General features: G+C 39.0%; 8 protein-coding genes. 1 reads left to right on the top strand and 7 read right to left on the bottom strand.

What is annotated here, in order from left to right; translation table 11 throughout:
• Positions 1–59: 59 nt before the first annotated feature.
• The 7 genes from EGN73_RS04350 to EGN73_RS04320 form a co-directional block, all read right to left on the bottom strand.
• A complete protein-coding gene (locus tag EGN73_RS04350) occupies positions 60–1,454 on the bottom strand; it encodes an alpha-amylase family glycosyl hydrolase (protein ID WP_219287253.1) in 1,395 nt (464 codons plus the stop codon).
• 39 nt (positions 1,455–1,493) lie between these two features.
• The gene (locus EGN73_RS04345; RefSeq protein WP_219287252.1) at positions 1,494–2,579 is read right to left on the bottom strand and encodes a SusE domain-containing protein; all 1,086 of its coding nucleotides are present in this window, start codon (positions 2,577–2,579) and stop codon (positions 1,494–1,496) included.
• A 112-nt stretch (positions 2,580–2,691) separates the two neighbouring features.
• On the bottom strand, positions 2,692–4,197 hold the full coding sequence (locus tag EGN73_RS04340) for a RagB/SusD family nutrient uptake outer membrane protein (protein WP_219287251.1): 1,506 nt from the start codon (positions 4,195–4,197) through the stop codon (positions 2,692–2,694).
• A 133-nt stretch (positions 4,198–4,330) separates the two neighbouring features.
• A complete protein-coding gene (locus tag EGN73_RS04335) occupies positions 4,331–7,312 on the bottom strand; it encodes a SusC/RagA family TonB-linked outer membrane protein (RefSeq protein WP_219287250.1) in 2,982 nt (993 codons plus the stop codon).
• Positions 7,313–7,732: 420 nt separating this feature from the next.
• Entirely contained in the window at positions 7,733–9,316 is a 1,584-nt protein-coding gene (locus EGN73_RS04330; RefSeq protein WP_219287249.1) for a DUF6377 domain-containing protein, read from the bottom strand.
• Between the two features lie 141 nt (positions 9,317–9,457).
• Positions 9,458–10,801 carry an amidohydrolase gene (locus tag EGN73_RS04325; protein WP_219287248.1) on the bottom strand — a complete coding sequence of 448 codons (1,344 nt, stop codon included), beginning with the start codon at positions 10,799–10,801 and terminating at the stop codon, positions 9,458–9,460.
• Positions 10,802–10,880: 79 nt separating this feature from the next.
• The gene (locus tag EGN73_RS04320) at positions 10,881–11,738 is read right to left on the bottom strand and encodes a helix-turn-helix domain-containing protein (RefSeq protein WP_219287247.1); all 858 of its coding nucleotides are present in this window, start codon (positions 11,736–11,738) and stop codon (positions 10,881–10,883) included.
• A gap of 226 nt (positions 11,739–11,964) precedes the next feature.
• On the opposite strand from EGN73_RS04320, the gene EGN73_RS04315 reads away from it, so the two are divergent.
• A complete protein-coding gene (locus EGN73_RS04315; RefSeq protein WP_219287246.1) occupies positions 11,965–13,440 on the top strand; it encodes a S41 family peptidase in 1,476 nt (491 codons plus the stop codon).
• Positions 13,441–13,443 lie beyond the last annotated feature (3 nt).

The following is a 13,443-nucleotide window of genomic DNA, read 5'->3' as shown; positions in this document are numbered from 1 at the left end:
TGATATAGCCAGGCATTTATTTAGGCCAGCCTGGCTATATTGGTGTTGTAATACAATTCTTAATTGCTAAGGGACTTATAAACTCTGAATTCAAATCCTGAAAGTTCCAGTGTTTCATTCCCAAAAGACCCATCATCTCCATAAATTGTAGTCCAGTCCATTTGGCTGATTTCTTCTGGAATTAGGAAGTTGGAATTCCTGTCCCTTAAATTGAAAACAAGAAAAAACACATCTTCTCCAAGGGTTCTGGTGAAAGATATCACGTCATCACTTTCAGAAAGGCGCTTTAATTCACCTTTCCTCAATGCAGGATTTTGGTTTCTAAGCCTGTTGATCTCAGAATACTTCTCAAAAACATCTGGATTGATTGACCAATCTATGGTGTAAGTCTTTGGGAAGAAAAATGGTATTTGATCAGGAACATCAATTTCCTGCCCATTGTACATCATTGGCACACCGCCCATAAAAACCGTAGTTGCATATGCAGTTAATGCACCTTTACTCCCACCGAAAATTTCCAATGGAGTAGCATCCCATCCATTGTCATCATGGTTGGTAGTAAATCGTAGAAAGTGTGCACCTTCCCTGAGGTTACTGTAATCTTCATTATGTGCTTGGAAAATACCATTGGCCGACCTTTCTTCGGTGAATACATTTTTCAATCTGTGGTAAAAGTTCCAGCCGAAAATCATATCAAAGTCTGCATTGAACAAGCTTTTTTCAGCTCCTTCGGCAAACATTATGATCTCCCGGTCCGGAATTGATCTTAAACTGCTGATCGCTTCCGTCCAAAAATCCACAGGTACACCATCAGCATAATCACACCTATATCCATCGATATTTGCTTCTAGTACCCAATATTCCATCACCTTTTTCATTTCTTCTCTTAATGATGGATTAGTGTAATCTAGCTGGGCAACATCAGTCCAGTTTTGAGGGAATTTGATTTCACCTTGCTCATTCTGTTCATACCAGGATCTATTTTTAGTAATCCAAGGATTATCCCATGAAGTATGGTTGGCTACCAGGTCCATAATTACCGCCATGTCCCTGCTGTGGGCTTCCTGAACCAACTTCCTCAAGTCTTCCAATGTTCCGTATGCAGGGTTGATCCCATAGAAGTCTTTTATGGAATAGGGTGACCCGATACCTCTTTCTTCTCCGATTGGATGTATGGGCATTAGCCAAACTACATTTACTCCCAAGGCCTTGATTTCATCCAGCCTTTCCATGACCCCGTTCAGGTTTCCCTGAGAACTAAAAACCAATGGATTGACTTCATACATGATAATGTCTTCCGTTTCCGGTACATTCTGAAAAGGTGTTCCGTATTGGGTAAATGTTTCCTGATCTGGAAATTCTGTTTCAAAATGTATTTCTTCATGCTGACAAGCTGAAGATGTTATGATTACTAATGTTAATAAATTGAGAAGTACTGTTTTAAGTATATTCATTTTATGTGAGTTTTACTTTGAATTTAAGAATCCAATATTTTAAAGTTGTATTAATTCAAAATGATAATTTTCTGGGTCACTAAGGTTTAAAATGATCCTGTGGTTGCCCGATTGGGTTACTGATATTTGGGGCTGGTCATTATATGGTAACCAAGGATGGTTGGCATAAGCCAATTGACCATTTTCATCAATTCCAAAATCCAGTTCCCAGTTTCTATTAGCACGAAATTTAAAACTTCCATCAGTCGTGAGGAAAGTATCCAAGTTCCAGGTTTGGGAAACAGGGTCAAATGACATTTCAGTGTCATTTTCCCAACCACCTAGGGTAGCACCACCGATTATTCCCCATTCAGTTTTTTTAAGCTGGTAAACCATCTCATTGAGATCTACCAAGAACAAGTAATATCCACCTTCTGATACAGAAAAATTTGCTCCGGGGAAATTTGCCTCAATCAAAACTCCATCTCCTCCATCACCATATGCCATAGGCTCCCAATCAGGTTGTGCAGTAAGCTTGAATTCCATTGAACCTCCGTCAGGTAAATAAAAGTAGCCTTCGTAAATCCCGTCACTATTCTTTGAAACCAACTGTGGTGCTGTGCTGGGATCCCAGCCCTGATATTCACCAGGAACCCATAAACTGGGGTAGGAGAGTATTGCTTCAAAGGGGGTCAATAAGAAAGGAACGGCGTATGAAAAAACAGGCCTGTTGACAAAGGCACTGACCCTAAGTGCCATGTTGTGCTGTTCATTGGGCTCCAGACCGAGGTATGAAGCAATTTCATTAATCTCCAGTCCAGTAAAGGATTTCTGGTATCGATTATTTCCTACTTCAACTGTATGTGCTTGCTCCCAAAAAGTTGTATCAGAAATTACAGTGAATTGAATGCTAAAAGTTACGGGTGCATCCAAATGAAAGTCTACTTCACCCCAAGAAACGCTCAATTCCTCAGAATCAAAGTTATCTTCAGTTAATACAATTAAATGATTGTCAATCTCCGGGGCTTGATCAAAATTTACAGACCGTAAATATGTAAGTTCAGCATCTTCCTGGCAAGAGATGAACACAGTAAAGGGCAGATAAAGAAATAATTTCAATATCCTTCCAAGATTAGAGTATTTCATAGGTATATGTTTGCTTTTAAATGGTCAATGGAAACCGAACCAAATGTTGAAGTACCCAGCTTTTAGGACTTTATTCAGATCCGGATTCTTATAGATTATTAGGTGAATTGTATTACCAACCTGGATTTTGATTTAAGTTAGGGTTAGTATTCAGTGCATGGGTAGGAATAGGGAATAGCAAATAAGTGTCATCAACAGCAGGGATAAAACCATTTGCTTGGGTAAATGTCCCAAATCGTATCATATCCTGTCTTCTGTGGCCTTCCCATGAAAGTTCAAAACCTCTTTCTTCGTAAACATCTTCTAAGGTTGGGTTTTCTGTTAAAGCATCAAGCCCTGCACGTTCCCGGATTTGGTCCACATATGTTTTGGCTTGTTGGGGATTGCCTGTGCGGATAAGACATTCTGCTTTCATCAACAAGATATCTGCATATCGGAAAATGGGGAAGTCGTTAGATGCCCCCCCGCTATTTACAGGTGCTGCTGGCCAAAATTTAATGTTTCTGGCTCCAGCAAGTGGGTCAGCGCCAGGATTATCCAAGTTTGAAATTTCAAGCTCATAAACCATAAATCCTGCTGGACGAGGGCCATAGGGCGTATTACCAAACCGGAATTGTCTCTTTCGGATGTCATTATCACTGAATTTTTCCACATAGCCCTGTGGGACTACAGACCCATTCCATGCACTGGCCCCAATGAGTAGGTTGCCATCTGCTCCCCTAAGACTTCTGACAGTAAGAATATTTCTTCCTACTACATCTAATTGGGTATAGATAGCAAGAATGGTTTCATCATCAGGACACCTGTCTCCAAATAGATTATAATAGGTGTTTCCCAAAGGATGGGAAGGATCATTTGATGCAGGGTGTAAAGAGAAGCCTCCGGACTCTAATTTTTCGATTTGTTCCAGGCATTTTTCCCACATAGCTGTTCCTGTATATACCTCAGCATTTAAATATACTTTTGCAAGTAGGGCATGGCCTGCCCATCTTGTAAATCTCCCGTAATATTGCCCCCCTTTGCTTGTACTTAGATCTTCGATATAGTTTTCTAGTTCTGAACTGACAAAATCAAAAACATCTGATCTATTGGCTTGTTGGATTTCATTGACAGGAATATCATTGCTGTCATAAAGAGGGACGTTTCCATAAGCATCCATTAGTAAATAGTAAAAGAAGGCACGTAAGACCCTTGCCTCTGCAATAGAAGTAGGTTCAGCTCCGGCATTTTCTAATTGCTCCACAGCGAGATTGGCAAGAAATACCGATCGGTAAAGCCAATTCCAGGCATTTGCATTGATTCCATCAGCAGGTAACCACTGCCGTTGATGCAAGCGGGCAAAGTCTAGTTGCCAATCACCTGTATTCCTATGTGGAATAACCTGTTCATCCGTTGTCATACAGTTCAGGTCGTACCAACCATTATCAGCTCCGGCATAACCTACACCGCCCCAATTGCCGGGGATTTGGGCGTAGACTCCGGCTAAGGCCGATGCTGTACCTTCAGGTGTGGCATAAAATTCACTTGCGGAATATTTGTCATACACCTTTTCTCCCACATCCATACAAGCTGAAAATAGTAAAACCGGGATTATGATTATTGAGGATATCTTATTCATATGTTTATTATTGTCTTTATTTTTGTTAAATCTTACACCTAGCTCATTAAGCGATATTGGAGTTTGAATACAGTTTCTCTTTCTGACCTGGGTATATACATATTGCTTGAATTGATCTGTTCAAAGTTTTCGATTAAAACGAAAATTGTAGACTAAGTGCAATGCTTCTTGTTCTTGGATAAATGCCAAAGTCCATTCCAGTACCACTTCCTCCAGAAGCATTGAGTTCGGGATCTAATCCGGAATATTTTGTAAACAGGAGTAAATTGTTGCCGGTAATTGAAACAACACTGGATTTAAACCACCTTGAATTCAAATTCATTAGGTCATAGCTCAAAGTAAGGTTGTCAAGCCTGATAAAGTCACCATCCTCCAACCATAGATCAGAAGCATATTGGGTTGTGAACAGACCGAGGTTTTCAGCGCTTTGAAGCAGGTTAGAGATTCCAAGCGTTTCATACATACTAAAATCCCTGCGGATACGGTTATAGATTTTATTACCACCTGACGCTCTCCATACCATATCCAGGTGAAACCTTTTATACCTGATTTTAGGTGTGAATGCAGCAGTATAAGTAGGTAAGGCAGAACCAGCTATATAGCGATCCTCACTGAAGTTTCCCTGATCAATGATGCCATCCCCATTTCTATCCACTACCCGTTCTTCATTTGTGCCTGCTTCTTTGCCATCATTTTCAAGAATGAAAAATGTACCTATCGGATAACCTTCAATCAAAAAGGAGTTCATACCCCATCCTACATTATTGGTGACCAATTCTACCCCGTTCAAAGAACCGCTTAAACTCAGTACCTCATTTCTCAAAAGAGAAAAATTTCCTGCTAACATGATGGACCAATCCTTGTTTTCCAGTAAGGAGTAATTCAGACTTACTTCAATTCCTTCATTTAGCACACTGCCAATATTGGCAGCCATAGAACCATATGGGAACGGAGGTTGCGGAACACTGTAATGGAACAGAAGGTTGTTAGTAGTCGCTGAGAATACGTCAATGGTACCACCGATTTTATGGTTAAATAATGAGAAATCTATTCCAATATTTGTTTGATGTCTCGTTTCCCACATCAAATCTGGATTGGCATTTTGAGAAACCACATAATTATTGATCAGTGACTCTCCAAAATATGTGGTGCCGGAAGCATTCACCAATTGGAGTGACTGTTGAGGATATAGTCCTTGTTGATTACCTGTTATGCCATATCCCACTCTAAATTTTAAATCAGAAACGGCCTGAAATCCATTTAGGAATTTTTCTTCCGATAGTCTCCAAGCAGCCGAAACAGAAGGAAAATTGCCCCATTTATTACCAGCACCAAATACTGATGATCCATCTCTTCTCATACTTGCAGTGAAAAGGTACCGATCATTATAATTATAATTGATCCTGCCCAGAATGGAAATTAATGTACGGTCGTTCTTATAAGAAGATATGTCACCGGGCAAATGCCTATCTATTGAGCCCAGTTGCAAGGCATGGTAGGAGGTAAGGTCATTGATAAAGCCTTTTGATTGAGCAAAGCTTCCTTGGTAAGTCTGCCTTTGCCATTCATACACTCCTATAGCATTGAAAGAATGGTGCCCCAAATCCTTTTGATAATTAAGACTTAAATTGGTTAGTTTTTCATCAGTACGGTTGTTAGAAACATTCGCGATTCCATTTTGGTCTATTGCCGAAGGAATGGTTGAAGATACAGGGGCAAAATAGCCTGAGTTATGGTTGATTTTCCTCCAACTACCAAACCAGTTTATGTTCAGTCCTTCAATTATTTCAAAATCTGCTTTTAAACTTCCAAATTGGTTGACTGTCTCGGATTCATTGATTACCGTCTGGGCTACCGCATAAGGGTTAATATAGTGAAACACATTCTGATCAGAGAAGTAATTTCCATCTTCAAAAAATACTGGATCGGTAGGCCTGGAAACAAATGCGTTTGAAATAAGATTGGAAGTGAAACTGGCACGCCCGATGTTCCCTGGACTACCTTGATTATTTCTAATGCTGTTGTTTAAGCTGAAAGAAAGCTTTAACCTACCTTCTAAAGCGGACTGGGTTGCTTGTATATTAGCAATGTAATTGCTATTACCGGAGTTAATTACTACTCCATCTTGTAAAATCGCAGCAATTGATGCCCTGTAGTTGAAGTTCTCTGTCCCTCCTCCTAAGGATACCGTATGGTTATTGGTCATGCCTTGTTGGGTAAGGATGTTGTACCAATCAGTGTTCGAAGCAAAATCAGCTGATGCGGGAACTCCCCAAAGGTTTGCCTGTCTTCTCCATTCTTCGGCACTGAGCATTTCCAGTCTATTGGCTAAAACATCTACTGAGGTAGTACCGGTATATTCTATTGTAGATACTCCAGCTTTGGATTTTTTTGTACTTACGATGATAACACCCGCTGCTCCCCTAGAGCCATAAATTGCTGTAGCTGAAGCATCTTTCAAAATGTCAATTGACTCAATTTCGGCCGTTGGTATTTGGTTCAGTAAATCCATATTTCCTTGAATACCATCTACTACAACTAATGGATCGTTTCCACCGATGAGGGAAGTAATACCTCTGATCCGAACACTTGGATTGGTTCCAGGCTCACTGCCAACCTGAGTTATGTTGACTCCTGCAGCCCTTCCTGCTATTTGCTGAAGGGGATTGGTTATAGCACCTCTATTGAAGTTTTCACTGGTAATATTTGAAGCAGCTCCTGTAAGGTCTTTTCTTTGCGCAGTTCCATATCCGATTACGACCATCTCTTCTAGGCCTACCATATCCTCCAACAATTCAATATTTATTATGCTGTTGTTCTGAGCTGGAATTTCCTGAGTAACATAGCCAATAAAAGAAAATACTAATATATCTGAATCACTTCTTACAGGTAGGTTAAAGCTTCCGTCCAAATCGCTTACAGTTCCAATAGTGGTGCCCTTAATTACAATACTCACCCCTGGTATAGGCTCATTTAGCGAATCTTTTACAGTTCCACTGTAATTATTTTGATTTTGGGCAAAAGAACCATGAATTTGGCTACATGACAAAGCCAGCATCCATAGAAAAATGGGCCATTTCACTTGAAAATTTTTGAATCGGTATTTTTTTTTCATTTATCAGGTTATTTAAGGTTTAGACAATATCCTTCCAGTGCAATCCATATGGCGTTGCCTCTGGGGTTATAATGTGATGTTGGAATGTGCTTCTATTTTTGATAGAAGTTTTCAGGGATCTGAATTCTTGAAAATGGGAGGGTACATTTGGTTATGATTTTGGGTTAATGAGAGAACCATCAATGCGGTTCTCCCAAAGAAAATTGTAAACATCCAAATTTTAGATTGTTGGAAAAGATTCACAAAAAATCAAACCATAATTAAGTGAAATCAAAGAATAAAAATTATAAATATCAGTAAACCAGATAAATATGTATGATTAGTTTAGAGTAGAATCAAACCGTTTCACTTAAAAAACTAAGCCACTATACTCATAAAAGTTGTGGTCTTTCTGAAAATCGGGATGATTCTTAAGAAAATCTATATTGATGAAATTTGCTTGATAGCGTCTTCGAATTCCTCATTTGATTTTATAGACTTACTTTTTATTCTTGATTTGTAAGAGTGGATGGTGCTTACTGAATAATTTAAAATAAGAGCAATTTTTTCAGTGTCCGTTATACCTAATCGCATCAGGGCAAATATCCGAAGGTCAGTATTAAGTAGTTCGTTGTCTTTTAATAAAATTTGGTTTTCCTCAAGAAATAGGGAATTAAACTGGGGGACGAAATCCGGGAAAATTTTCAGAAATGCAGAATCAAAGGCATTGAACATGGTTTGCCTTTCCTTTTTTTGATTGTACTTGGCTAACAAAGGTTTGATTTCGTGAATTTTATTATTTATCAGTTTTGAATCAATTCCTGAAGTCAATTTTTCCAGTTTCTGCATGTACTCAGTATTTGATTTGAAAAAATATCCAATGTATTCTTCTTTAATCAGGTTAGCTTCTTTCAGCTTTATGTTTGACCTTCTGAGAAGATCTCTTGCTTCTTTCAGTTTCTTGTATTGACGGAGTACTACTACCAGAAAAACTATTATAAATAAAGATAGTATTACTAAGCCAATGGATAAAACCTGGAATTTAATTTTTTGATTTTCAGTTAATTCTAATTTGGCTGCATCAATAACAGGTAAAATATCCAATATCTGAAACTTCCTTTGAATTGCACCATATGTGATAGCATCCTCCAAGGCAGAAAGAAGAAATTTGCTGGATATGTCAAGCTCTCCTTGTTCATATGCCATTTGAGAGAGTTTAATTAAGGCCAGGTTTTCTTTATTACTTGTCTTTATATCCAAAATTGCAGCTTCGACCAACCAGTCAATAGCTTCTTTTTTGTTTCCCTTCTGCTCCAGAATATAGGAATATGCGCTGGCATCTACTGCAAATTGTCGGTCATCGAGTGAAAATTCTTTCAGGAGTTTACTATAGACCATGTCAGCTTCGTCAAAATTTCTTTTTCGGAGCAATTTTAGACCGGAATAAGAACCGTGTAAACTTTGATCTTTAGTGTGAATTAAAGCTGAGTCGAGATAAATAAGGCCGGAATCATTCAGTTGGTGGAAGTAAAAGCTTCCATTGTAATCTGCCATGTCAAAAAATAATTTTGCTTTGGTAAAGAAAAATTCTTCCTTATGCGAGACTGGTATCTTTTCCTCAAAAACCTTGTTTAAGGAATCTAGTGCCGGCCCATATATGCCGGCACTTATCAAGGTATTGGCTATTTTAATCCTGGAAAGGATTTCTAAATCTTCTCTATTTAAGCGTCGAGCCTCTTGGCCCATCAACAATCCAAAATGTATCGCAGAGTCAAAGTTATATTTCAGATAAATTTTATGGAGTGACTCAAGATCTCTGACATAATAGTTGTCTTTTTGATTTTTTGCTTCAATTTTCTCCCTTAATTCAGCTATACGAGTCCTTTTTTCAGATTCAAAATGTTCTTTTTGGTCAATTACTTCTATAAGCTTTAAATAACCTGTAATGTTTTGTCCTATGGATTCAGGTGTTTTTAGGATTGCAAAAGTTATTATGATTGAACATTGGATAAAGCGTTTCATCATTGACTTAAGTAAGCGATGGCAAGAACAGAAGGAATGTACATTGACCGTGAAGGTAGCCCAAAAGAAGGCAAAAAGTTTTAAAACTGAAAGGCCCTTTATAGTTTTCAGTTTCTTTTTGTAAAAGTTCCTATCTTGGTGTATCTAATAATTTTCATGTTCATATACCAAATTACCTTTGTGATATAATTGAATGACGGGAGAAAGCCTGGCCACAGCTTCTGCGGAACAGGATGCATCAATCAGGTTGAAACTGGCTTCATCACCAACTTTTGGCCATGACTGTTTTCCATCTTTGTCCAATGGTGTCACTCCTTTTGTTCCGATTCCCAAGCATCTGGATAATCCATATTCATGGTTGTACCGGTATAGCTCAGCCATGGTTTTGGCCTTATCCAACATACTCCCCGTACCAAATGGCTGCCAGTGATCAGTGACGCAGTCTGTGCCTGACATTACCTTGATACCATGGTCAATCATTTTTGGAATAGGCATTACGCTATACCCTATGGGTACTGTAGTAGTAATTCCGATGTCAGCTTGAGCTAGGGATTCACATGTTGCCTGAAGGGTTTTTTCATCCAATGCACCCATGATAAAACAATGACTGAGGTAGGTCTTGCCTTTAAGTACCGGATTTTCATTGACTTTAGCCACCAGGTAATTCAAGGTTTTAAGACCTGATTCACCGGTTTCATGTAAGTGGATGTCCAAACCTTTACCATGATCCAAAGCAAGCTGAATAGTGAAATCCATGGTTTTCTCAATATTTCCATCGATGGAGAAAGGATCAACTCCTCCTATATAGTCAATACCCATACCTGCTGCCTCTTTCATCAGATCCTGGGAACCTGAATAAAAAATGCCATGCTGGGGAAAGGCTACCAGCTCAGCCCCGAAACCCATTTGCTTAATTTCAAGTGCCTTCTGAAGGTTTTTTAGCGAATCCAGTTTGGATGTTGGTTCAATATTGACATGGCTTCGGGCATAATCAGTACCCTTGGACTGCAATAGTTCTATGAGTTTCTGTGCCCGTTCAGTTGAGTGGGGCAACAAGGTGGGGATTACTTCCTTTTCATGCTCTATCAGTTCTTTTACCGTACGGAACTTACTCTCTCTTGCTTTCCATGGACCACCATAATAGGTTTTGTCCAGATGGATGTGCATGTCCTTCATGGCGGGAAGCATCAGATAACCTTTTGCATTTATGGCATCAGCAGCTGGATCATTAGGTAGGATTTCCTTTATTTTTCCATCCTCGAGGACGATTGTAAACAAGTCAGTTTTTGTGGCAATCACTTCTATTTCATCTTTGATAAAACCTGTTTCCAATCTTACGTTCTTCAAGGTATTGTTTGAAAGCGATGATTTGCTTTCCAATGACTTGTCATTTTTCGCAAATCCCAGGCCTGATGTCAATAGACCTGCTCCTGTTAGGGCTATGGTTTGTGAAAGGAAGTTTCTTCTGTTGAGCTGTTTATCTGACATAGTAAGCAAATTTATTCCAAAGTTAGAAAGTGGGTTGCTTTCTTAGTGATACATTTCAATTGGATTCAGGTGAATTTTATCACTTACTCCTAAAATCACTTGGCGAAGTCCCAGTTTCTTCCCTAAAAAACTTGGAAAAGTTCGCTGGATCCTGAAAACCAAGCTCGAATGCCAACTCCTTAACAGTAATATTACTGATAGAAAGTAAGCGTTTGGCTTCCAGGGATATTCTTGATTTTATCAGAGAATATGCAGTTTTTCCAAGGTGTTTCTTACAGATGATGTTGAGATAGTTGGGTGTGATGTTCAGCTTTTCTGCATAGAAGACCATCGATTTTTCTTTCTTGTAAAATTCATCAATATCGGAAAGGTATTTTAGTAACAGTTCCGGTATCAAAGGCCGGTGATGTTGGGTAGTGATTTTTTCAATTTCTCTGATAATCAATTTGATGATGATGTTACAACGGAAGCGGACAATACCCTTGTCCGGTTTAGGAAGCTTGGATTCATTGAGAATCTGTAGAAATTCATGGTGAAAAATCATGAATTCTTCATCTAATAATTGGAGTACAGGGGATTTTACTTGATATAAGGACAGAAAATAAAGGATTCCACCCATTTCTTCAAATTCATTTTTTCCGATCATCAACTGGTATCCTCTAGTTTTTTGATCCAATTCCCAATCATGGACCTGCCCTGGATTGAGTATGTGAAGCTGCTTGTTGCTGACCGGGTAACTGGTGAAATCAATCCTATGGTAACCACCTCCCTTTTCAATGAGGAAGAAAAGAAAAAAATCGTGTTTATGGGGTGGATCAATTTTACTTTTTCCTTCAATACTGTGATCTAAAATACAGAGGCCTTCAAGGTTGTTGGCCTGAAAATTTCCAATGTCTAGGATAGGGAGTAAAGTACTTTTTTGGTTTGACTTGTCCATCTACAAATCTACAGATTCCGGTAATGAGTTGCGTAGGAGTGGAGATATTCTCTCGGCCTTTAGTTATATTTGATCGCTTGAATAATAAAAAGATTTAGAAAAGAAAAGAATTGCCAGCACTTGTGGTTCTTCATCTTTATTTTTGGCCAATTCTTAATGGGACAAAGTAGGATAAAGGAAGTGGTTCATTATTTTCATAGAGGGTTGATTTTAATTTAACAAACATATGAAGCATACATTTACTTTGTTAATGATTTTAATATCTTTTTTCAGTTTTGGGCAGTTAGAAACTGAAGTTGCTGATAATTTGGAAGAATCACATGCAGAATGCTCCTGTGAGGATTCTTTTGATGCCTTGAGTGTCGGAGTAGAACAAAACTATTCTTTGTTTAAATTTAAGGTAAAGGAAAATAACAGAGAAGTGTACAATGCCTTTACAGCAGTAATAAGGCAAGAGGCTGGAACCATCTCCGATATTGAGGAGTGCAAAAAGCTACTCAACACCTGGTTGGGATTTTTCAGGGATGGGCATATGTGGCTTAATTTTCAGGAGAAGAGTGAGAAGGTATATGAACGTGTTGCTCTGGGAGAAGACAATTTTAAAAATGGGTTTCCCGTCGAAACTGAGCAGGAGGACTTGCTAGGTATTTGGGAAAGCGGTAGCTATCGGGTGGCCATTATCCCTGAGGAAGATCCTGTTGGCAATGAAAGGGATTATGTCGGGGTGGTTCTTCGGAGTGAAAATCCGGACTGGCAAGCCGATGAAGTTAAGTTTTCTCTGAAGAAAGTTTACGGTAATGATTTTAAAGCAACCTTTTATATGGGTGATCACCGACCTAAACCGGTGGAGTCAAAGCTTAAAAATGCAGGACTACTCCAATTTGAAGGCTTGAATGACTGGTATAAGGTTTGGCCTGAAGACCATAGGGCTTTTAAAGTACAACCCGAGCCTATGGATTATGAGGGTTTTCATTTTGAGATGCTTGAAGGAGACATTCCGTATTTCAGATTTCCCGGCTTTATGCTTTCTTCCATCAAAAGCCTGGAAAATGTCCTGACAGAGTACCATGAGCAGATAATTAAGGCTCCTTTTATGGTGGTAGATGTAAGAAAGAATAGCGGTGGGTATGATGCTGTCTACTATCCTTTGATGCCCTATATCCTATCAGGCCCCATAGAGATGCCGAATGTTTATCACTACTTGAGTGCTTATAATAAAACGCAAATGGGAGTAGGGGTGGCTGAGGAAGACCTTGATGAATTAGAGGATGAAGAGGATAAGGCCATGTTTAAATTATTTTATAGTAGCATGGATACTTTATTGACTTTCGGAAGTGAGACCTATACTTATAGCCCTGATACGATATATGGCCAACCAAGTAGAATTGCTGTTCTGACCAGTGACAAAACCGTAAGTTCAGGAGAAACCTTTGTTTTGAAAGCCAAAAAAAGTTCACGAGTAACGGTTTATGGGCAAAATACAGCAGGGATAATAGACGGATTCAATGGTGCTGAACTTGAGTTGGGCTGCGTAACTTTGAGATATCCTTTGAGCGTAAGAGCGCGGGATGTAGAAACCAATCCTATAGATCCATATGGTATTGCTCCCGATATCTTTATGGACAAATCTGAAGATGTCCTTGAATTTGCGTTGCGGCATATGCGGCAATTGATTGAAATCAAAAACTTGGGAAATGAGTAAGAA

It is taken from the genome of Arthrospiribacter ruber (genome assembly GCF_019343195.1).
GTDB classification, from domain to species: Bacteria; Bacteroidota; Bacteroidia; order Cytophagales; family Cyclobacteriaceae; genus Arthrospiribacter; species Arthrospiribacter ruber.
Note: the sequence above shows the minus strand (reverse complement) of the source record. Positions and strands in the feature narration are given on the sequence as shown.

Coding starts and splice junctions, on each gene's coding strand:
- EGN73_RS04350 (WP_219287253.1), bottom strand. CDS start 1,454: ATGAATATACTTAAAACAGTACTTCTCAATTTATTAACATTAGTAATC.
- EGN73_RS04345 (WP_219287252.1), bottom strand. CDS start 2,579: ATGAAATACTCTAATCTTGGAAGGATATTGAAATTATTTCTTTATCTG.
- EGN73_RS04340 (WP_219287251.1), bottom strand. CDS start 4,197: ATGAATAAGATATCCTCAATAATCATAATCCCGGTTTTACTATTTTCA.
- EGN73_RS04335 (WP_219287250.1), bottom strand. CDS start 7,312: ATGAAAAAAAAATACCGATTCAAAAATTTTCAAGTGAAATGGCCCATT.
- EGN73_RS04330 (WP_219287249.1), bottom strand. CDS start 9,316: ATGATGAAACGCTTTATCCAATGTTCAATCATAATAACTTTTGCAATC.
- EGN73_RS04325 (WP_219287248.1), bottom strand. CDS start 10,801: ATGTCAGATAAACAGCTCAACAGAAGAAACTTCCTTTCACAAACCATA.
- EGN73_RS04320 (WP_219287247.1), bottom strand. CDS start 11,738: ATGGACAAGTCAAACCAAAAAAGTACTTTACTCCCTATCCTAGACATT.
- EGN73_RS04315 (WP_219287246.1), top strand. CDS start 11,965: ATGAAGCATACATTTACTTTGTTAATGATTTTAATATCTTTTTTCAGT.